Below are 19,655 nucleotides of genomic sequence, written 5' to 3'. Positions count from 1 at the left end.
CCGCCGCCGTCTCACCCCAGGTCGAGCGCCAGCCCGAGCTCCACCTCGTCTCCCGTGGTGGCGAGGATGATGGCCCGGACATCCACCGCTCCGGGCAGGTCGGGACGGGCGCTGACCGTCAGGCTCGTCACGTCCTCCACGCGGGAGTCTTCCTTGAGGGCCTGACGTACGTAGCGGCGCAGCAGGTCCAGGTTCTGCCGGTCCAGCGGCTCGCCGATGAGTTCCGCCACCTTGCTGCCGTAGCGCGCATGGCCGAGCTGCTCCAGGTGCCCCCGGTAGATCATCAGCCGCAGCGTGAGGGCCTGGACGAGGTTGTCCTTGCCGCTCACCGTCCTGGCGCCGCCCGCGTCGGTGGACCAGTCGAGGTCCACCTCGCCGGTGTCCTTGAAGGCGAGCCGCAAATCCGTCTTCAGCTCGTCTGCCATCACATCAACCTCCCGGGCCCGGCGGTGGCCCCGGGCGAGGCGGGAATGCCCGGGGTGACCTTGAGCCGCGACATCATCTGGGTGAGCGCGTTGGAGAGCGTCTCCGCCATGGCGCCGGCCAGGTCGGGGATGTTCTCTCCGCGCAGGCCCTCGGCCTGGAGGAAGCCCAGGATGAGGGGTTGGAGCATGGGCTTCGCGGGCGCCGCTCCCACCAGCGAGCCGGGGGAGGTCGTGGTGAAGCCCGCGATGGCCATGCCCGGCGCGACCTGCACCTGGAGGCAGAAGAGCGTGAGTGCCTGCGCGATGGACTGGGCAATGGCCTTGGCCAGCGCGGGCTTCTGCTCGCCGTTGAGCTTGTTGGAGGACAGCGCGCCCAGGGCCATGGGCTCTATCTGCGAGGCCCCCGGGCCCCCGGCCGGCGGGGGCAGCAGCATGCCCGGCCCCGCCGTGCTCCCCGAGCCGGGCGGAGGCGGCGCCGCCGCGGGGATGCCGGGGGCCACCATGGCCATGGACACGAAGAGGGTGAAGGCCTGCCCACAGACCTGACCCAGGGCCTTGGCGAGGTCGGGCGCATTCTCGCCCCGGATGCCCGCCGACTGGAGGGCGCTCTTGGCGAGGTTCTCGATTTCGGATGCGCTCGGAGCCGGCATGGGTCAACCCTTGGCCTTCACCTTCTGCGAGCCCTTGAGCGGAGCCCCGGTGAAATAGCACTTGTGGCTTCCCTCGGTGATGACGCCGGTGCCTCCCGTGCCCAGCTCGATGTTGCCCGAGGCGTCCACCGTGGCGTCCTTGCACTTGAGCTGCACGTTGCCGTCGACCTCGATGCTCAGGTCCTTCTTGCCGACGATGGAGATGGTGTCGTCCTGCTTCACCGTCACCACCGTTTCGCCAGCGGTGATGACCACCGACTGGTCCTTGTCGATGGCGATGGACGTCTTCCCGCCGGGAGGGGAGACGACGCGCCACTCGTCCTCGGCGTGCTCGGGCGGGTTCGTCTCGTCCGAGTAGAGCCGGCCCACCACGATGGGGCGGTTGGAGTCGCCTCCGACGTAGGAGATGAGGACCAGGTCGCCCACGCGCGGTGCGCTCACCATGCCCACGTGTGGGGTGGTGATGGGCACGCGCCGCAGCTCCAGCCCGCCCTCGCGCAGCTTCACGTTGCACTCGTGGTTGTGCGCGTCTCCCTCGGCGTGGGGGAAGGTGCTCGTCACCACGCCGATGTCGCCCAGGCGCAGCGAGGCGAGCTCGTCGCGGATGATGGCCCGCATCAGGGACATGAGGTCGCTCATCAGGTCGCTCCCGCCAGGCCGGGCTTGAGGGTGCCCGGGGTCAGCGCCTTCTTCGGGGGCTCCGCCACGAGGCGCTGCTCGTACGACTTCAGCGTGGCCGCGAAGTCCACGACGGACTGTCGCAACCGGGCCAGCGCCTCTGGCGGCAGCAGTCCCCGCAAGATGGCCTCCGCGCCCTTGCGGACCTTGTTCATGACGTCGAGCATGGCCCGGGCCGCGGTGGTCAGGGGGGAGAGCGCATCGAGGCCGGCCTGCCGCAGGTCATCCGCCGAGGTCGTCGCGAGGCCCTGGACCTGTTCCAGCGTGGGGTCCAGCGCCTCCAGCAGCTTCGGGATGGCCGCCACCTTCTCCAGCTTCGCAATCCACTCGACGAGCTGGCCCAGCACCGTGCCGAGTGCCTGCAGGCCCGTCCTCACCGGCCCGCCGATGCCGAGCTGACGGACCAGGTCCACCAGCGCCTCCACGGTCTGGGTCTTGAACAGCTCGTCCAGCGCCTGGATGAGCCGGGAGATGCCGTCGACGATGTCGCTCGTGTTGCTCATCACTTCACCTCCAGGTCCTGGAAGGGGGCCATCACGTCGAAGTCCTGGATCTGCATCCCCAGCGCCTGCGCCTCGTCCACCACGCGCTTCAGCTTCGCGAGGAAGTCGCTCGCCCCGGCGAGGCCCTTCACGATGCTGAGCGCCGCGCCGAGGTCGACTCCGGTCAGCGCCTCCAGCACGTTGATGCCCTCGGTGGCGAGCTTCTCGATGAACGAGCCCAGGTTGCCGCCGTTCTTCAGGGTCTCGATGAAGTCACCGATGATTTGCGGGTTCACCTTGCCCAGCGCGCCGAGCAGGGAGCCGAAGTTCTTGCCGCTCAGCGTGCCCTGGCTCTTGGCGACGACGGAGCCGAGCTCGCCCGCGCTCAGGTGTCCGAGCAGCCCGGGGTTCTTGTCGACGGCGGACATCAACGAGTCGGGGTTCTGCAGCACCCCGGCGGCATCCACGGCGCCCGCGGCCCACGAGGCGGCATCGTTGGCCACGGCGTCGTCCACGGCGGCGACGCCCGCGTTGGCGGGCTGGGGCGGCTCCTGGTGCTCGCGGACCTTCAGGTAGAAGCTGAACCGGTTCTGGTGACCGGCGAGCTGCTTCACCTGGAAGTCGGCGATGATGACCTCGGTGAGGTCGGCTCCGGCGATGGCGTCCGCGGCGAACGACATCGGCTGGGCCTTCATCTGTGCCTGGCGCAGTTCCTCGAGGGCGGCCTGCGTGTCCTCGCCCAGGAGGATGCCCTCCATCACCACCGTGACGGGCTCGCGGCCGAGGTCCTGGAAGACGCTGCCGGACTGACCCGGCACCCGCTGCTGCACGAGGTTGCGCGCGTCCTCGGTGTAGATGTTCGTCAGCCCGACGAGCTCAATCTTTCCGATGCGTACGGGCATCTCAGAACTCCATCCGGGTGACGAAGCCCGTCTGCAGGCTCAGCGTGTGCCGCACCGTGCGCACCCGCAGCACCTTGCCGGAGGCCAGCGCCTTCACCGGGTGCTCGGCGGGGATGTCGTCGAGCTTCACCAATTCGCCCGGCTTCACCTTCGGGCTGCCCAGCACCTCGACAAAGCCCCGCAGGGGCCGGGAGGCCAGCAGCGTCATCCTCGCCTTGGCCTGGGTGGCCGCGTCGTCTCCCGTCCGCACCGCTCCGTCTCGCACCTCCCGCATGAGCTTGCCCGCGCTGGCGGGCTTCACGGTGAACGCGGCGTCCATGGAGGCCTTGCCGCTCACCGAGGCCAGGTCCTTGACGAGCCAGTGGGCCTTGTCGGAGCCCTTGGCGCTCGCCGCGCCCTCGCCCCACACCTGCACGCCGTCGTAGGTCGGTGAGACCTGCTCGAGCCCGGTGCGCAGCACCTGCTCCGGATAGGTGAAGGTGTGGTCCGCGCCGCCCTGCTTCGGCGCGGCGAAGTGCACCTTGCCATCTCCATCCGTGTACACGTCGAAGCCGCACTGCTCGGCCAGCCGCTGGAGGTGGCGGAGCGCACGCGGTCCGCGGTGGAGCACGTAGCTGGGGAACTTGGGGCCGTCCTCTATCTTCCCCGCGGTGGCTCCGGCCTTCTGCACCAGCTCCTTGGCGATGGCTCCGGCCGACATCTGCTCGTAGGCCCCCTCCAGGTCGAGCCGGGCGAGCTTCGCCAACCCGTCGGCGCCCACGATGAGGGCCGTGTCGGGTGAGGCCCTGGTTTCCTGCACCTCGCCGGTGAAGACGGTGGCGCCGCCGTTTCCGTCATCGAGGTTGATGGTCGTCTTGTCCCCGGGCCTGGGGGGCGCCGAGCCGGTGGCGACCAGCTCCAGGGCGCAGTGGCCCCCGGCGCCATCCATGGTCAGCGCGCAGGAGATGACGCGCACCTGTCCGTTGCCCGCGCGGGGCCGGCTCGAGGCCTGGAAGGAGCCGATCTTCACCTCGTAGGCGATTCCCGCCATCGGCTCACACCTCCAACCCGTGGCGGCGGGCGGTGTCGCGGAGGATGTCGACGAGGGCCTCTTCCAGTGCGCGCCGGTCCACGCCGGACGGGGCGCCGGACGGGTCCAGGTGGACGTTGACGTTGAACGTGTTGCGCACGGCCTCACCGGGAAGTGTCGCGGCACCCTGGGCGCTGTTGGACCGCTCCGGAGGGAGTGCGGCCTGGGTGAGCTGGTGGGCCCGCTCCAGGACGGGCGCCATGCCACTCGTGACCTGCCCGGCGAGGCCCGGGGAGACAGGACCCGGTGGACGCGTGAGCGCCTGTGGGTCCGTGAGCTCGGGGGCCGGGAGGAACGTGAGCCGGCGCTCCGGGCGCGGCGCCTCGCCCTGGCTGGAGGGCGGGTTGGACTGCTCCGCGCGCCCCACGACGGGCGACGTCACGGTGCCCTGCTCGGGGCGGAGGAGGAGCCGGACGCGACGTCTGTCCTGGGCGCGTGCGCCGCTGGAGGCGGTGGCTCCACGCGGGTTCGCGGGAGCCGGGTACTCCGGGCTGCCAGAGGCGCGTGCGCCGCCGGGAGAAGTGGCTCCGCTCGGGTCCGCAAGAGCTGAGTACTCCGGGGGCGCGGTGGCTCCGCTCGGGTTTACGAGAGCTGGGTACTCCGGGCCGCCAGAGACGCGTGTGCCGCCGGGAGAGGTGGCTCCGCTCGGGTTCGCGAGAGCTGGGTACTCCGGGCTGCCAGAGGCGCGTGTGCCGCCGGGAGAGGCGGCTTGGCTCGGGTACGCGGGAGGTGGCAGCTCCGGGCTGCCAGAGGCGCGTGTGCCGCCGGGAGAGGCGGCTTCGCTCGGGTACGAGGGAGGTGGCAGCTCCGGGGAAGTGGAGGCCGCCGGGAGAGGCGGAGCGGGAGGGCGGGAGAGCCGTGCACGGGGCGCTTCCACCGGACGCTCGGGCTGCCGCGTTTCCGCCACGGAGTCGCCCTGGACAGGGATGCGTGCGGCGGGCCCGGACGAGGCACCGTCCACGGACCGCGAGTCCGCTGCGGCGAATGGGCGCGCGGGGCTCCGTCCCGCGTTCCGAGCCTCCGCCCCTTCGGCGTCGGCCGGAGGGAACGGGACTCCCGATGGAGTCGGCGACGACGAGCGGGGCTCGAGCTGGGAGAGGAGCCGCACGAGCCGTCTGTCTCGCGGGCGAGCACCGGTGGGGGCTCGACCCGTGCTCCCGGTCTGCGCCAGGGACGTGGGGGCTTCGCCGTGGACCTCCGCCCGCGCGCCGGGGGGAGGGAGCGCGGCAACGCTCGCGGCCCGCTCTCCAGTCACGGCGTGGGGGGCTTCACTCCGGGCCACGCGTGGCGAGGCGCCTCGCGTCTCGGCGCGAGAGGCCGTGGCTTCGGAAGACGGGCGGGGCGCCGCAACGTGGACCGGGGCCGGCGAGCGGGTGGCGTTGGCCGGCGGGAGGGAACCGGCCGTGGTCTCCCCGAGGCCGGACACGGAAGGGGCCGGGGCGGGCGGCTCCGATGCTTCGGGCGACTCCTGCCTGGAGGGCGCTGGAAGCCGGACGCCCAGCTGCTTCGCGACGGACTCCAGCGCCCGGAAGGCCGGGCGCGCGAGGAGCGCGGAAAGCTCCCGCGTCGTGGTGGAGGCGCGCATCGTCAGTCCTCCACCTGGATGACCACCGCGTCCGGATGGTCCGCGAGGCGCGGCGTCCGGCGCACCGGAGCGGAGACCGGCACCGAAGGCTCCGCCACCTCCAGCAGTGCGAGCAGTCGGTCGACCTCGGCCGCGGGCGTCTCCCAGACCTGGGACGGAGTCCAGCCGAGCGCCTTGCACAGGCGCAGCGTCGTTCGCGCCAGCTTCTGGCTGTCCGCGTCCGCGGCCTTCATCCTCCGGTCCTCGTCGCGCTCCCCGGCGTCGTTGAGCGCGATGGCCACCTCGAGCAGCGCGGCCGTGGTGGCTCCGTCGAGCATCTCCAGCGCCAGCCCGGGTGGCTCCAGGGCCACGACGGAGGCGGAGAGCATGGCGCGCAGGTAGCGCTCCAGGCTGAGCTCCTGGCCGCCACCGGCGCTCGGGGTGAGGCTGTCGCCCAGGGCCCTGGAGCGCTCCGCGAAGGTCCACGGACGCAGCCGGGCGCGCACGGAGCCCGCGCGCACCCACCCGTCCGCCTGCACCCCGGAGCCTGGCTCGTACCCGCCGGTGGTGGCCCACCAGAGCGCCACGGGCGCCAGCTCCTCGTCGAGGGGCGCCGGCACTCCCGAGTCCCGCAGCACGTCGCGAGTGAAGCCCTCGGCATCGAACCGGAGCCCCTGCGCATCGGCGCTGGCGTGGCGGTCCAGCGCCCGCAGGTGCTCCTCGAAGCTCCAGCGGCGGAGCCGGACGCGCTCGCCCGTGGAGGTGTCCACCTCCAGCGCTCCGTCCGGGGTTCCCACCTGCACGGAGAAGCTCCTGCCGTCCACCTCGATGGAGGAGGGGACGGCCGAGCCGGACTCCCGAGCCGTGCGCGAGGGGACCTCTGGCACGGGTTACTCCTCGCGAACCCGCGTGGAGGTGAAGGCGTACGTCGTTGCCGCGCTGCCGTGCGCATCAATCTGGAAGGCCTTGCCCTCCACGAAGCAGTCATCGAACGACACCGTGCGCGTGTCGTCGGTGCCCTCGGTGCGCTTCAGGCTCGCCACGAGCTGGAACTTCGCGCGGTCCTGCAGCAGCTTGTCGAGCGCGAAGCTGGCCGAGCGGATGACGAGCTCGCCCTGCACGGTGCGCAGGCCGAAGATGACGTCCACCCGCTCGTTGGAGCCGATGGCGCGGATGTCCTCGCGCTCGGTGACGATGCGGAAGACGAGGGACTGGAGTCCTTCGACGGGATTTCCGTCGACGAGGATGCTGCTACGGTTGGCGGAGAAGACCGTGGGCATCAGCGTGTTCCCTCATCAAACCTGGACCGTGATGGTCGCGTAGATGTAGTCGATGGCGCGCACGGGCCTCACGGCCATGTTCACGCGGACGATGCCCAGTGCGAAGTCGGCCTGCGAGGAGTAGACCTCCACCTTGAAGGCGGGGTCCTTGCCGTCCGTGGACGGGACGATGGCCCCGTCCTTCTCCATCTGCACCAGGGCCTCGACCAGCTTCTGCTTGAGGGCGGTGCGTCCGTCGGCGTTGTTCAGCAGGCCGATGAAGAGGTCGCCGACCATCTTCAGCATGCGCACGGCGCGGTCCGCCACGCGGCGGACGTTGATCTGGTCTCCGTCGGTGGTGAGCCCCCGGAGCACGATGGTGCCGCGTCCACGCTCCAGCACCACGGGCACCACGTTGCCCCGGAGCAGGGCCTTCTGGTCCTCGGTGGAGATGGGGGGCAGGTCGGCCAGCCCCGAGAGCCGCTTGAAGGTGGGCGAGTGGAAGTAGGGGAGGTTGCCCACCAGTCCCGTCACCGCGCCCACGACACCGTTGGGCGCCACCAGCACGAACCGGTCGCTCACCAGGTTGCTCGCGAGCTGCGCGTGCGTGTCCGGGGTGCCGGTCCTCGGCACCTGGCCGAACCCGATGCGGCCCCTGCACTCGTCGCTCATGGCGTTGCAGTGGCTGATGACGGCGCCGTAGACGCGGGCCACCTTCGTCAGGTCCGAGAAGTCCTGGACGGCGGCGAGCACCATGTCCACGTCCGCCTCGTCGCGGAGCCGCTCCAGCGCGGCGGTGTAGTCCGCGGCGCTCGCATCCTGTCCTCCCGCGAGGGTGTACTCGTCCGCCTTGGGCCAGCCGGCCGCCTTCGACTCGTCCACCTTCACGAAGGACGAGCCCTTCAGCGTGGCGGCGAACCCGGCGAGCGTCTGGCTGCGGTACACCTCCAGGATTTCCTCGCGGCCCGCGCTCCTGCGCAGCACCTGCAGGTCGAAGGAGATGGATTGGTCGATGTTGTCGCGGTAGGCGACGCGGACGATGAGGCCGTTGGCCCATGGCCCCGGCGCGCGCGCCATGAGCGCGAGCCCGGCCTTGTCGTTGGTGATGTCCGAGCCCGCCGTCTGGGCGGCGGTGGCCTCGTCCAGGCGCGCCTTGGCGGCCGCGTACCTGTCCTCCGCCGCCTTGAGCTCCACGGGGTCTGCTCCCGAGGCCGCCTTGAGCGCGTCCCGCTTCTTCTTGGCGTCCTCCGCCGCGGCCGTGGCGTCGCGGACCGCCTTGTCCAGCAGGGCCCGGACGGCCTTGGCCTTGCTCTCGTCTCCGGCGACGGACGCCCGCGCGGTGGCTCCCGCGCTCGCGGGGAGCGGCGAGATGACCAGCTCGGAGACGCCGTTGTCGAGCGCCTGCCGCGCCTCGGGCAGGCTGTAGGCGCTGCCGCGGCCCAGCACCTCGACGTAGCGGGACCAGCTCCCCGCCCGGGTGACCTTGAGCGCGTTCTGCTCGGTCAGCTCGGCCCGCTCCGTGAAGCCGATGAGCCCCAGCACTCCGGACGGCGCAAGCTGCTGGGGCAGCACTTCCTTGACCACCGTTACCTGGACACCAGGAATGATGAGGCCACTGGCCATACGCTCTCCGTTCCCTCATGGACGAGGGGTGGATGCCCCTGCTCAGGGCGCAGGTTCCCCGGACCGCGCGCACAGGCGATGCTCGCGCACCCCCTGGGAGACACGGTCCTCTTCAAATCTCGTGGGAGGAGCGGGAGCTCCGCGGCGGAGCTCCCGGCGGCGCCCGCGCGCTCAGGCGGTGAGCGCCAGGCCCGACTTCTTCAATGCGGCGATGGTCTCCGCCGCCAGGGCTTCGACCCTGCCCGCGAGCGCGCCGACGACCTTCATGAGCAGGTCGACGATGGCCACGATGTGCTCGATGCCCGCGTTCACGAAGTCGACGATGACGTTGAGGAAGCGCTTCGCCGTCTCCGCGAAGCTCTGGGCGCTCGCCGGCAACAGGTCCAGCGTGGAGGCGACCACGTCCCGGCCCGCCGTGATGACGTCCTTGATGCCGTTGAGCACCTTCGGGTCGGTCAGCTGCTTCACGACGCCCGCGACCGAATCGAGCACGTTGCTCAGCGTGGTCTGCACCGCGTTCAGGATGACGGTGGGCAGCTGCTTGAGGATGTCCTTGAAGCTCTGGCTGGAAACGGCCGTGTACAGCTTGTACAGCGCCTGCTCGATCTTGATGGCCGTGTTGTCGACTGTGGCCAGCACCGTGGAAGCATCCGGCATACGACCCACCTCTTCTTCGATGAAGGAACGGGAATTAAGACGGACCAGCCTGAAAATCCGTGAATAGCCGTGCTGTCGGAAGGCGGACACACAGTACGGTTCTCTCTACTGTCTGTGCAAGTGGGTTGAGGTCTTTCGAGCCGATTGGCCGTACCGGAGGCCCGCGACGAGCCGGCCTCGCGCGCGGATTGCGGCCCGCCGGGGACAGGGTGCAGAAGTTGCGCGCCCGTTCCATGGCTTCCCAGGCAGACAGCGCTGGCACGGGCCTTGGAATAGGGCGAGCCGTGATGGAACCTCGCCTCGACGTATCCATGCCCTCGGAGGAATTGCTGAGCCGGCACAACGTCGCCGGTCCTTGCTACACCAGCCATCCCACCGCCCCCGTGTGGCGGGGGGACTTTGACTCAGACGTCCTCTCCGAGCGGCTGAGCATCGCCGCGTGTCCACGAGCAGCTCTGCGTGGTGGTGTGCCATTACGGCTCAAATCCAGTATCTTCAACGTTGATATTGATTCGAAAGACTGCTGCGCCTGAGGGCGTGGCATCCGCGCAGTCGGGGAGGGGACTTGACGCATCGAACTCGGATGGCGTTTGCCGTACGTCCATGGCTTGTCACGGCGGTGTTAGTCTTTGCAGTGGTTTCGGAGGCCGGCGAAATCGCGGTGGTGAAGCTGTCGCCGGAGGGGCCGCTCAGCACCTTCCCCGCCACCGGGGCGTTCTACCTCGAGGGGGACTCGGACAAGACAGCCCGGGTGAGGGCCGTGTTCGTGCGGACGCGGGCCGGGGCGTTCGGTTCCCCTCCCTCCTGCGAGAGCGTCTCGGCGGCCGTGGACGGTCGCCTGATGCGCGACGGCAAGTCCTTCGGGGTCTTCCAGAAGCCCTCGGCGCGCTACCCGCCGAGCGCGCTATGGCAGCCGCCTGCTGCGGCGGCTGAAGCCAGGACGTTCGCCGAGCTCGACTCGGACTCCGTCTTCCTTCCGCCGGTATGGGAGGGGGCCGCCGATGCGAAGACATACAAGATTCTCGTCGACCAGCCCGCCTTCTTCCGCCCGGGCTCGCAGCACTGTCTCTTCGTCTACCGGGAGAAGGAGGACATCAAGTCTCTCGACGCGGAGATCTCCAAGCTCGTGCTCGCGGGCGCGGCGAGCTACCTCACCTGTGAGGAGGAGACAGACTCCGTCAAGAAGAGCACCTGCGAGGCGAATGCGAAGGACGCGCTCTTCGGGAAGCTGAAGGAGTCGTGGAAGCGCCTCGACGTCAAGGTCCAGGACGCGGCGACCCTCAATGTCCGCAACAGGCTCTGGGGCACCGCCCTGGACCTGTTGCGGAGCGGGCCCGCGCTCCGGCGCGACTTCGCCGCGTGGCGCTCCGTCCTGGGCAGCCCCCTTCCGGGCTGGGATGGGTCGCTCCGTCCCATCGCGGCCGCTACGCCCCAGGCCGTCACCGCCTGGCTGCTCGTCCGGGAGGCCGCGCTCCAACAGGTGTCCCTTCCTGTCGTCGTGGACGGCAAGGTGGCGGGGCGGCGCCTGGCCTTCTTCACGAAGCAGGGCTCGGAGGTGCTCCGCATCGGAGTGGCGGCGGACAAGACCACGCTCCAGATTGCTGGAGCGGAGGCCGCGCCCCCCGCGGGCGCGATGGAGCCGCTCAAGGTCGACCCGGCGTCGCTCCGGTTCCCCCACTCCGCGGTGAGCTTGAGGGAGGCGCTGTACTTCCTCGAGGGGCGGGTGCGCTGGGGCTCGAGCTTCCTGCCGCTCGAGGACGTCGGTCCCGAGGTCCAGCGGATTGTTGCGAAGGGGGCCACGCTCAGCGCGGAGGAGCGGAAGCGGCTCGAGGAGCTGCGAGACCAGCTTGTCGCGATGACCGGCCTTCTGGGGGACGCGCGGAACACGCCCCCGCTGGAGGAGCTGCGAGGCTGGGCGGGCAGGGTGATTGCCGGGTGTACGGACGCGAACAGCGGCAACCTCGCGCAGGCAGGCGTCCCGTGTCCGGACGACAAGGAGAAGGCCGCCGAGGCGAAGGCGGTGGCGGGGGGAGCGGAGCCAACCTTCTTCTTCGGGTTCATCAGCGCCGAGGAAAGCCTGTTCCACTACCTGGTGAACCACCTGCGCAACCACCTCCAGGCGGTTGATTCCTGGAATGGGCCGGGCGGTGAGCGGGTCGAGATGCATGAGTTCGTGCTCGCCGAAATCCCCCCGGCGATTCGCGTGCCGGTGGCCATCGAGCACCCGACGTTCGTCACCCAGCTCGTCACGCCCGTCATGGGCCACACGTGGATTCCGCTCGCGGACCGGACGGGCTCTCTCTTCACCCTCGGCTTCCAGCTCTCACTCCGTCCCAACCCCGTCGAGCAGCCGATGTGGACCAACGGCCGCGAGGACCTGGGAAGGCTGGTCGCGTTGGAGCTTGGCATCGGGTTGAAGTCGGGCTTCGACCCGCGCGGCCGCGCGAAGGGCCTGGGAGTGCTGGCCGGAGCGCCGGCCTTCGTGGGCATCGCCTTGCGCCCGTTGCCCTACGTCTCCTTCTCCGGAGGGGCGGCCGTGGTGACCAACCAGCGCAGCGTCCTCGGCGTGGAGCAGCGCTCCGTGGGGCTCGCGCCGTACTTCAATATCAGCGCGCAGGTGAATGCCCTCGATGCGCTTCGTGCCGCGTATTCCGATCCAGTGACTTCCGTCGCCAAGGTGGTGCCATGAGCGTTGCAGACTCCGTCAAGTTCACCGGTGGGCCCGACGTCATCGAGCAGGACAAGCCCTTCACCCTGGCGCTGGAGTTCGAATCCGAGGCGGCCGGCAAGATCCGCTTCTTCGTCGACGAGGGGCGGAGCATCTACCCCTCCAGCATCGACGTGGGAGGCGACATCGTGAATGGGAAGCTGAAGGACTCGTTCGTCATCCACGGCGGCGGCTCGTCGAGCGTGAGCATCACCTGCTCACTGCGCGGAAGGACCACCACCCGGATGTTCCCCATCTCATGAGGAGGCCTGGGATGCGCACGACAATCCAGTGGTCCTGCGTGGCGCTGCTCACCACGCTGGGGTGTGTCTCGGGGATGAAGCCCGAGGAGGTCCAGCTCTTCGTGATGAAGGAGCACCCGGGCGAGGCGGGGACCTCCTGCTACGAGGCGTGTGATGCGATTCCGCCCGCGGAGCTCGGGCTGCCGATGTGCTCGGTGGCGACGAGCCAGTGTGAAATCACCGCCGGGTGGGAGGGGCTGCGCGTCGTCGCGTACTACGGCTCCTTCGCCCTGGAGGAGAAGGTCACCCTGCCCAACACCGCCGTCGAGCTGGTGGTCGACGGCGCCCCGCAGGCCCGCCGCTACGACGCGGTCCTCAGCGCCGGGGAGCGCACCCGCGAGACGCAGCGGCTGGCCATCGCGGACTTCGTGGTGCCGGCCGTCACCGGGCAGACCCTGGAGGTGCGCGCGGTGACGGGCGAGGCGTGGACCCAGTCCCCGGTGCGCATCCCGCTGCGCCTGCCGGGCATCATCCTCCGCGCCTCCGCCGCGTGTGAGACGGCGCCGTGTCCGCTGACGCGGAGCACCGGCCGGGTCGGCTTCACCCTCGAGGCGCCGGTGGGCTTCGCCTCGAAGACCGCCCAGCTCACCTTCAGGCAGGACGGCCTCCACACGGGCACTGTCCCGGTGCCGCTCACGGCCGTGGGCGGGCGCGCCGTGGGGAGCCACTCCGAGGCGGTGCCATTGGCGGGCTCCCGCTGGGAGGCGCTCGCGACGGTGGAGGGCTTCGTCTCGCCGCCCGTGTCCTTCGAGCTGGCCAGCCCCACGGTGAGCCTCGTCGTCGCGGGGTGCGCCGCACCGTCGGCCTGCACCGCCGTGCGGGGGACCGGAGAGCTCGAGTTCTTCGTCACCGCGCCCGAGGGCTTCGTCCCGCCGAGCGTCACGCTGGAAGGCCGGACGGATTCGAACGCCTACGTGACGCTGGCCTCCCGCCCGTTCGAGCTTCGAGACCGGGTGATGGTCGCTCGCGGAACGCTCCCGGTGCCGGAGACGGGCGAGCGCTGGCAGCTCGTGGGCGTCGTGGCGGGGGTGTCCACCCCGGTGGTCGACGTCGGCCTGACGGCGCCCGCCTTCCAGGTCCAGTCGCCGCGCTGCCCGGGCTCTGGCGCGTGCGTGCTGGAGGAGGGGGTGGGGGACCTTGACCTGACCGTCTCGGCGCCTCGCGCGTTCCGGGCCACCGAGGTCTCCGCGCTGGAGCGGCTGGATGGCGTGGCGCGGACCGGAGGGACCGGGAAGTTCGCGAAGCTCGCGGACGCCAGCGTCGCGTCCGTCCGGCTGCCCGTGCCGGAAGGAGGGCAGGTCTGGTCCGTGCGGCTGGAGTCCGGGGGCCAGCTCGTGGGCGAGCAGTCCGTCTCGCTCGTTGCGCCCTCCATCGACGTCAGGGTGCAGCAGTGCGGTGATGCGCCCGCGTGCAGCCTGGCCGCGGGCGCCCCGGTGACGCTCGAGGTCAGCGCTCCCGCCGGCCTGAGAAGCACCACGCTGTCCGTCGAGTACCGGCGCAACGGGGTCTCCACCGGGGTGCTCGAGACGGTGAAGCTCGACACGCTGGACGGCGCGCGACGGACGGGCCGGATGACGACGGTCCTCCCCGCCGATGCGGTCGGGCAGGCGTGGCAGGCCAGCGTCAGGGCGGGACGCTTCGCGTATCCGGCGCCGCCCATCCAGGTCACCGCGGCCCCCTGAGTCCCCCCGGTCAAAGGTGCGAGGGGCCGCGAGGGTCCTCGTGAGGAGGAAGCCGTGAACCTGCCACTGCTCATGCTGGCCCTCGGCATCCTTGGTGCCGAGCCGCCCGGCGGCCTCGAGGCCGCGCGCGCCGCCGTTGTCGCGGGGGACCTGGCCGAGGCCGTGCGGCTGCTCGCGCGGCCTTCTCCCACCGAGGCGGCGTACGCCACGGCCCTCGGCGTGGCGCTCGCCCACGAGGAGCAGTTCCGCCTCGTGTACCACACCGCGAACAAGGCGACCGACGTCTCGAACGCGGTGCTGGAGCGGCTCCGGAAGGACTCGAACCTGGAGGGGACTCCGGAGCTGGTGGCCCATGCCGCCCGGCTCGCCACCTGGCAGGGCGAGCTGGATGGGCTCCGAGCGGGCGCGAGCACCGCGGCGGAGCGCGGTGAGCTGGCGAGCGCGAGGCTGCTGTACGAGCGCGTTCGAGCCCACCCGCTCGCGAGGGGCACGACGGCCGAGCCGCTGAGGAAGGAGGCCGAAGCGGCGCTCTCGGAGCTCGCGCGGCGCGTCGCGGCGGAGGCTTCGCGCCGGGCCGAGCTGGAGGCGGCGCTCGATGACGGCGCACCGGCGGTGCTGCCGTTGCCCCACGTCGCGGCCGGTGAGCTTGGCGCCGCGCCGCTGCCCGGCGTGGACGCGGCGAAGCGATGGGCGAAGTACGAGGACGCGCTCGAGGAGCTCCGACGCCAGGACCTGCTGGTGCGGCTCGCCTACCAGTCCGGTGGCAAGGCGGCGGCCGGGAAGGTCCTGGAGGCGCTCAAGTCGTCCGAGCCGCTGAAGCCCTACCCCGCCATGGCCGCCCATGCGTACCGCCTGGAGCGGTGGGTTCAGCAGGCGGACCGGGCGGACTGGCCCCGGCAGCTCCTCGACGACAGCTGGGCGGCCGGCACGTCCTTGCTGGAGCTGGCGCTCATCGCGGGCGCCGTGCTCGTGCTGGGCGCGCTCGTCCGTTGGCTGCAGCGGTGGCGCGCTTCCAGGAGCACACTCGCCGAGCTGAGCGTGTTCGAGCTGGCCGCGGGCGCCGGCCCGCTCGGCCCCAGCGAAGCGCAGGCGCTCCGGTTCAAGGTGGTGTTCGAGGAAGTGCGCGCGGCCGAGCCGCTCGAAGGCCGCAGCCATGACTCGAACCTGGGGGAGTCGCTCCCGCGCTGGGAGTCGCTCGCGGGCAAGGACCTGGCCAGCTTCGCTTCGCATATTCCCGAAGCCGGGAAGCTCTCGATAGGGCCGCTGGCGATTCCGCTGCGCGCGCTGTGGGCGTTGATGGTGCGCGCGTTCGTGGTGCCGCGCTATCGCTGGACGGTGCTCATCCGCCAGGGGACGGACACCGTCACCGTGTCTCTCTCCGTGCTCGACGCCTCCGACAGGAAGAGTCAGTCGTGGAAGGCGGTGGCGAGCGGGGCCGAGGCGGCCACCGTGGACGAGGCCTTCCGCAAGCTGGCGCTCCAGTATGGGGCTGGCTGCAATCCGTCGAAGACGTTCGCGAGCCCGGATGCGTTCGTCGAGTTCCACGATGGCGTTCGCGCGCTCGCGAGAGGCGCGCTCGCGGAGGCCCGGAAACATCTCGATGCGGCGCGGCGCCTCGACCCGACGCATGCCCGGACGAAGCTCGTGCTCGCCACGGTGTTGAGGCGCTCCGGAGACCGGGAGGGCGCCCGCGCGCTCCTCACCGATGTGTCAGGCCGCCTCGCGACAGCGACGCCCACCACCGCCACCCAGGAACTGAACGACGAGGTGCGCTTCCAGACCGCTTTGCTCGACGCGCAGACCCACCGTGCCAACAGTCTCTGGAAGGCCGTCTGGACCTTCGAAGCGCTCGCGAAGGGGAAGAGCCCGCTCGCGGTCGAAGTCCGGGCGTGCCTGCTCGACGCCTACGTCACGCTCGCCAGCGACCGGGAGCTCAAGCACGGAGGCGTGGAGGACACCCGCCTGATGCGGAAGGCCGGGGAGCTGGCGAAGTTCTTCGCGTCCCCGGCGCGTCCCGAGGGCTTCGGCCTGGGGGAGCAGGCCTGGAACGAGGCGCGGGGGTACGCCCTGCATGCGCTGGGAAAGCTCCATCTGCACAAGGGGGATTTCAAGAATGCGACGGATGCGCTCCATTGGGCCCTGCTGTGCTCACCGGAGCTCCTGCCGGCGTACGTCGCGGTGGCGCGCACCGCACGCTCCGCGAAGGGCAAGATCATCGATTGGGAAGGCGTCGCGGAGCGCGCGTTGAGTCGTGCGTTCGCGCTCAGCCCAGGGGACCCCGCCGTCAACTACGAGTTCGGCCGCTTCCACAAGGAAAGGTCGGCGCCAAGGCTGGACGAGGCGGCCCGGCACTTCGAGATCGCGGGCCAGCAGTGGGCGGCGGCGAGGTACCAGCTCGGGTGGCTGAAGGGACAGAGTGAGCCGCTGGAGGGGCTGAAGCTGATCGGCCAGGCCATTCAGAAGAGCGGGAGGATGCCTTCCTATTACGCGGAGGGGATTCGCGAGTGCCTCGCGTCAGCGCTGAAGGCCGCCTCGGCCGCGGGCCCGGGAACACCCCCGTCTCCCGGAGCTGACCTCGTGAAGCGCCTCGCCCAGGCGATGCGCGGGTCCTTGCCACCCAAGGCGGGGTGGTTGAAGGGGGCGAGCGAGCAGCTCCGCGAAGAGGGCGCGAAGGCGGAGCCGGGCATGAAGGCGGTGCTGGATGGATTCGCCAGCTCGCTCGTCTCGGACGAGGCTGCGCCTCCGGCCTGAGCCCGCGCACCTGCCCCTGCCTGCCGCGCGGCCGCCAGGCCCGCTTCCCGGGCGCAAGCGGTGCGCTCGTCGGAGAGGGTCCGGCATGATTTGCGCGGCGCGGGCGGGGCCCCGTCCCCATTGCGTCGAGCACGGGGTGGCACGGAGCTTGGAGGAGGGCAGGGATGTGATGGAACCCCGCCTCGACGTCCCCACGCCTTCCGAGGAATTGCTGAGCCGGTACAACGTCGCCGGCCCCCGCTACACCAGCTATCCCACGGCGCCCGAGTGGCGCGGCGACTTCGGCCCCGACGCGCTCTCCGAGCGGCTGGCCGTCGCCGGCACGCGGGACAGCGCGGAGCCGCTCTCGCTGTATGTCCACCTGCCGTTCTGCCGCAGCCTCTGCTGGTACTGCGGCTGCAACGTGGTCATCAGCAGGGACGCGAGCGCGGCGGACCGGTACCTCGACCACCTGGTGATGGAGCTGGACCTGGTGGCGGAGCGGCTGGGCGCCCGGCGCGGCCTGTCGCAAATCCACTGGGGCGGAGGCACGCCCACCTTCCTCTCCGAGCCGCAGCTCGAGCGGCTGTGGACGGAGCTGACCCGCCGCTTCACCCCGCTGCCCGACGCGGAGGTGGCCATTGAAGTCCACCCCGCGCTGACGACACCGGGACAGCTCTCGCTCTTGCGGAGGCTGGGCTTCAACCGCGTGTCCATGGGCCTGCAGGACTTCGACCCGCTGGTGCAGCAGGTGACGAACCGCCTCCAGACACCGGAGCAGACGCGGGCGCTGCTGGAGCATGCGCGAGAGCTGGGCTTCACCGGCGTGAATTTCGACCTCATCTACGGCCTGCCACACCAGGACGCGGAGCGCTGGGCCCGCACGCTGGAGACGGTATTGGCGATGCGGCCGGACCGGCTGGCCGTCTACTCCTTCGCGTTCATGCCGGACGTGCTGAAGCACCAGAAGCGCATGCCGGCGGACGCGCTGCCCGGTGCCCGGCAGAAGCTGGACCTGTTCCGCGCCGCCTACGAGGCCCTCGTGACGGCGGGCTACCGCCCCATCGGCATGGACCACTTCGCGGTGCCCGAGGATGAGCTGGCCCGCGCGCAGGCCGAGCGCCGGCTGGGCCGCAACTTCCAGGGCTACACGGTGAAGGCCGCGTCGGACGTGGTGGCGCTGGGCAGCACCGGCATCAGCGACGTGGGGGGCGCCTATGCCCAGAACGTCCGTCCGCTGCCCGCCTACTACGCACGCGTGGCCGCGGGGCGCCTGGCCACCGAGCGCGGCATCGCCCTCACCGACGATGACCGGCGGCGCCGCGCCGTCATCACCCAGCTCATGTGCAACTTCTGGACGGACCTGGGCGACGACGGCGCGCGCGACTTCGCACCCGAGCTGGAGCGGCTGCGCCCCTTCGAGGACGACGGGCTGGTGGTCCGCTCCGGAACGCAATTGGAGCTGACGGCGCTGGGCCGCCTCTTCGTGCGCAACGTGGCGATGGTGTTCGACGCCCGGCTCCCCCGGGCCGCCACGCCCCGCTTCTCCCGGACGGTATGAGGACCGCGATGGATGCGTTGGATGTGTTGAACCAGGAGCACCGGCAGATACAGCACGTGCTGGACGTGCTCGCCCTCGCGGTGGCGCGGGGACGCAGGGGCGAGTTCGTCTCCGCGTCGCTCTTCCTGCGGGCCGCCAACTTCTTCCTCACGTACGTGGATGGCAGCCACCACGCGAAGGAGATGGTGCTCTTCCGGACGATGCTGGTGCACCGGCTGCCGCTGGCCCCGGGGCTGCTGTCGCAGGTGACGGGCGCGCACGGCGCGGGCAGTGAGCAGGCCCTGGCGCTGCAGCGCGCGGCGGAGGTGACGCTGCGCGAAGGCGTGGAGCCGGCGTCGATGCTCGACGCGGCCGAGGCCTACCTCCAACTGCAGCGGGGCCACACCACCGTGGAGGAGACGCAGGTGTTTCCCCTCGCGCGCCGGCTGCTCCCCGCCGCCGTGCTGGAGCGCATGCGCACGCGCTTCGCCCGCATCGAGGCGTCCCACGGACCGATGTCCGAGGCCGTGGAGGCGCTGGAGCGCGCCTTCGCGCCCGCTCGTCCTTCCCGTTCGGGGCTGCTGGGCAGCGTGCGCTCGTTCTGAGCGGGCCAGGTCGGCGCCAGGGAGCAGGCAGCCACCCGCTGGCCGGGCCTGCTACCCTGGAGTCACACCGGGTGAATGACCACCTCTACCCGCGTGGACCTGGAGCCGGGAGCGCGCATGGCACGACGAAACGGAGTCACGGGGACGACGCTGAGGCGCTGGGTGCTGGCGGGCGCGCTGCTCGCCGCCACCGCCACGGGCGCCATGCCCGCGCCCGGAGAGACACTGCCCGACTTCGCCACCAAGGACCTGCTGGACGCGCCCCACCGCAGCAGCGAATTGACGGGGCGGCCCACGCTGCTCGTCGTCATCACCGACACGGACGGCGGCGATGCGATGCGGCAGTGGTTCGACGCCGCGGGGACACGCGTGCCCGACTCCGTCCACCGCGCGTCCATCCTCAGCTTCAAGCTCCCCTTCTTCGTGAGCACCGGCGTCGCGCAGGGCAAGGCCCGGCAGAAGGTGCCCCGCGCCGCCTGGGGAGACACGTGGCTGGACAAGAACGGCGGCATGGCGAAGGCCCTGGGACTGGCCTCCAGCCCTACGCCCTACGCCTTCGCGCTCGATGCACGCGGGCGCGTGGTGGCCGCCGTCCACGGCACCGCCGACGCGCCGGAAGCACAGGCCGTATGGAAGGCCCTCACCGGGGGCTGATACACCGTGGTGCGGTGGAATGTTACGGGCACGCCACTGTGAGGACGGCGGCGCCTGCACCTACCGCGTCCAGTGGAGCTGAGCGCCCGGGTGCCCTGAAAAGACCACGGGCGCCTCGGGGAGTGT

Annotated in this window: 18 protein-coding genes; 7 read left to right on the top strand and 11 right to left on the bottom strand. The window is 70.9% G+C overall.

Features of this window, described 5'->3' with window-relative positions; genetic code table 11:
- Nucleotides 1–11 precede the first annotated feature (11 nt).
- The 11 genes from ACX9TP_RS35600 to ACX9TP_RS35550 form a co-directional block, all read right to left on the bottom strand.
- Entirely contained in the window at nt 12–425 is a 414-nt protein-coding gene (locus ACX9TP_RS35600; RefSeq protein WP_482975101.1) for a contractile injection system sheath initiator, read from the bottom strand.
- Nucleotides 425–1,075 (bottom strand): hypothetical protein, encoded by a 651-nt coding sequence (locus ACX9TP_RS35595; RefSeq protein WP_482975100.1) that lies wholly within the window; start codon nt 1,073–1,075, stop codon nt 425–427. Before ACX9TP_RS35595 ends, ACX9TP_RS35600 begins: the two co-directional genes overlap by 1 nt.
- A 3-nt stretch (nt 1,076–1,078) precedes the next feature.
- On the bottom strand, nt 1,079–1,714 hold the full coding sequence (locus tag ACX9TP_RS35590) for a phage baseplate assembly protein V (RefSeq protein ID WP_482975099.1): 636 nt from the start codon (nt 1,712–1,714) through the stop codon (nt 1,079–1,081).
- The gene (locus ACX9TP_RS35585) at nt 1,714–2,256 is read right to left on the bottom strand and encodes a hypothetical protein (protein ID WP_482975098.1); all 543 of its coding nucleotides are present in this window, start codon (nt 2,254–2,256) and stop codon (nt 1,714–1,716) included. Before ACX9TP_RS35585 ends, ACX9TP_RS35590 begins: the two co-directional genes overlap by 1 nt.
- Nucleotides 2,256–3,137 carry a hypothetical protein gene (locus tag ACX9TP_RS35580; RefSeq protein ID WP_482975097.1) on the bottom strand — a complete coding sequence of 294 codons (882 nt, stop codon included), beginning with the start codon at nt 3,135–3,137 and terminating at the stop codon, nt 2,256–2,258. The genes ACX9TP_RS35585 and ACX9TP_RS35580 overlap by 1 nt, the downstream gene beginning before the upstream one ends.
- A 1-nt stretch (nt 3,138) precedes the next feature.
- The gene (locus ACX9TP_RS35575; RefSeq protein WP_482975096.1) at nt 3,139–4,167 is read right to left on the bottom strand and encodes a hypothetical protein; all 1,029 of its coding nucleotides are present in this window, start codon (nt 4,165–4,167) and stop codon (nt 3,139–3,141) included.
- Nucleotides 4,168–4,171: 4 nt separating this feature from the next.
- The gene (locus ACX9TP_RS35570; protein ID WP_482975095.1) at nt 4,172–4,588 is read right to left on the bottom strand and encodes a hypothetical protein; all 417 of its coding nucleotides are present in this window, start codon (nt 4,586–4,588) and stop codon (nt 4,172–4,174) included.
- A gap of 1,205 nt (nt 4,589–5,793) precedes the next feature.
- Nucleotides 5,794–6,657: a hypothetical protein gene (locus tag ACX9TP_RS35565; RefSeq protein WP_482975094.1), complete on the bottom strand. Its 864-nt coding sequence runs from the start codon at nt 6,655–6,657 to the stop codon at nt 5,794–5,796.
- A 3-nt stretch (nt 6,658–6,660) separates the two neighbouring features.
- Nucleotides 6,661–7,050, bottom strand: a complete 390-nt coding sequence (locus ACX9TP_RS35560; RefSeq protein ID WP_482975093.1) for a hypothetical protein — start codon at nt 7,048–7,050, stop codon at nt 6,661–6,663.
- A gap of 15 nt (nt 7,051–7,065) precedes the next feature.
- Nucleotides 7,066–8,652, bottom strand: a complete 1,587-nt coding sequence (locus ACX9TP_RS35555) for a phage tail sheath protein (RefSeq protein ID WP_482975092.1) — start codon at nt 8,650–8,652, stop codon at nt 7,066–7,068.
- A 171-nt stretch (nt 8,653–8,823) separates the two neighbouring features.
- Nucleotides 8,824–9,309: a hypothetical protein gene (locus tag ACX9TP_RS35550; RefSeq protein ID WP_482975091.1), complete on the bottom strand. Its 486-nt coding sequence runs from the start codon at nt 9,307–9,309 to the stop codon at nt 8,824–8,826.
- Between the two features lie 634 nt (nt 9,310–9,943).
- Between ACX9TP_RS35550 and ACX9TP_RS35545 the strand changes: the two genes are divergently transcribed.
- From ACX9TP_RS35545 to ACX9TP_RS35515, 7 genes are all read left to right on the top strand, one after another.
- Nucleotides 9,944–11,998 (top strand): hypothetical protein, encoded by a 2,055-nt coding sequence (locus ACX9TP_RS35545; RefSeq protein WP_482975090.1) that lies wholly within the window; start codon nt 9,944–9,946, stop codon nt 11,996–11,998.
- The gene (locus ACX9TP_RS35540; RefSeq protein WP_482975089.1) at nt 11,995–12,279 is read left to right on the top strand and encodes a hypothetical protein; all 285 of its coding nucleotides are present in this window, start codon (nt 11,995–11,997) and stop codon (nt 12,277–12,279) included. Before ACX9TP_RS35545 ends, ACX9TP_RS35540 begins: the two co-directional genes overlap by 4 nt.
- A gap of 11 nt (nt 12,280–12,290) precedes the next feature.
- Complete coding sequence (locus ACX9TP_RS35535; protein ID WP_482975088.1) at nt 12,291–14,000, top strand: hypothetical protein; 1,710 nt, start codon at nt 12,291–12,293, stop codon at nt 13,998–14,000.
- Between the two features lie 54 nt (nt 14,001–14,054).
- Nucleotides 14,055–16,751 (top strand): tetratricopeptide repeat protein, encoded by a 2,697-nt coding sequence (locus tag ACX9TP_RS35530; RefSeq protein ID WP_482975087.1) that lies wholly within the window; start codon nt 14,055–14,057, stop codon nt 16,749–16,751.
- Nucleotides 16,752–16,920: 169 nt separating this feature from the next.
- The gene (gene hemN / locus ACX9TP_RS35525) at nt 16,921–18,291 is read left to right on the top strand and encodes an oxygen-independent coproporphyrinogen III oxidase (RefSeq protein ID WP_482975086.1); all 1,371 of its coding nucleotides are present in this window, start codon (nt 16,921–16,923) and stop codon (nt 18,289–18,291) included.
- Between the two features lie 8 nt (nt 18,292–18,299).
- Entirely contained in the window at nt 18,300–18,875 is a 576-nt protein-coding gene (locus tag ACX9TP_RS35520; protein WP_482975085.1) for a hemerythrin domain-containing protein, read from the top strand.
- A 75-nt stretch (nt 18,876–18,950) separates the two neighbouring features.
- Nucleotides 18,951–19,529, top strand: coding sequence for a peroxiredoxin family protein (locus ACX9TP_RS35515; RefSeq protein ID WP_482975084.1), 579 nt, complete (start codon nt 18,951–18,953; stop codon nt 19,527–19,529).
- The last annotated feature ends 126 nt before the right edge of the window (nt 19,530–19,655 follow it).

It is taken from the genome of Pyxidicoccus sp. M15, from assembly GCF_056858435.1.
The sequence above is the reverse complement of the archived record's forward strand: the minus strand, read 5'-3'. Positions and strand labels throughout refer to the sequence as shown.

What these genes read in the sequence shown, in the direction of transcription:
- ACX9TP_RS35535 (WP_482975088.1), top strand. Translation starts at nt 12,291, where the DNA reads ATGCGCACGACAATCCAGTGGTCCTGCGTGGCGCTGCTCACCACGCTG.
- ACX9TP_RS35585 (WP_482975098.1), bottom strand. Translation starts at nt 2,256, where the DNA reads ATGAGCAACACGAGCGACATCGTCGACGGCATCTCCCGGCTCATCCAG.
- ACX9TP_RS35580 (WP_482975097.1), bottom strand. Translation starts at nt 3,137, where the DNA reads ATGCCCGTACGCATCGGAAAGATTGAGCTCGTCGGGCTGACGAACATC.
- ACX9TP_RS35550 (WP_482975091.1), bottom strand. Translation starts at nt 9,309, where the DNA reads ATGCCGGATGCTTCCACGGTGCTGGCCACAGTCGACAACACGGCCATC.
- ACX9TP_RS35600 (WP_482975101.1), bottom strand. Translation starts at nt 425, where the DNA reads ATGGCAGACGAGCTGAAGACGGATTTGCGGCTCGCCTTCAAGGACACC.
- ACX9TP_RS35560 (WP_482975093.1), bottom strand. Translation starts at nt 7,050, where the DNA reads ATGCCCACGGTCTTCTCCGCCAACCGTAGCAGCATCCTCGTCGACGGA.
- ACX9TP_RS35555 (WP_482975092.1), bottom strand. Translation starts at nt 8,652, where the DNA reads ATGGCCAGTGGCCTCATCATTCCTGGTGTCCAGGTAACGGTGGTCAAG.
- ACX9TP_RS35575 (WP_482975096.1), bottom strand. Translation starts at nt 4,167, where the DNA reads ATGGCGGGAATCGCCTACGAGGTGAAGATCGGCTCCTTCCAGGCCTCG.
- ACX9TP_RS35515 (WP_482975084.1), top strand. Translation starts at nt 18,951, where the DNA reads ATGACCACCTCTACCCGCGTGGACCTGGAGCCGGGAGCGCGCATGGCA.
- ACX9TP_RS35595 (WP_482975100.1), bottom strand. Translation starts at nt 1,075, where the DNA reads ATGCCGGCTCCGAGCGCATCCGAAATCGAGAACCTCGCCAAGAGCGCC.
- hemN (WP_482975086.1), top strand. Translation starts at nt 16,921, where the DNA reads ATGGAACCCCGCCTCGACGTCCCCACGCCTTCCGAGGAATTGCTGAGC.
- ACX9TP_RS35520 (WP_482975085.1), top strand. Translation starts at nt 18,300, where the DNA reads ATGGATGCGTTGGATGTGTTGAACCAGGAGCACCGGCAGATACAGCAC.
- ACX9TP_RS35590 (WP_482975099.1), bottom strand. Translation starts at nt 1,714, where the DNA reads ATGAGCGACCTCATGTCCCTGATGCGGGCCATCATCCGCGACGAGCTC.
- ACX9TP_RS35540 (WP_482975089.1), top strand. Translation starts at nt 11,995, where the DNA reads ATGAGCGTTGCAGACTCCGTCAAGTTCACCGGTGGGCCCGACGTCATC.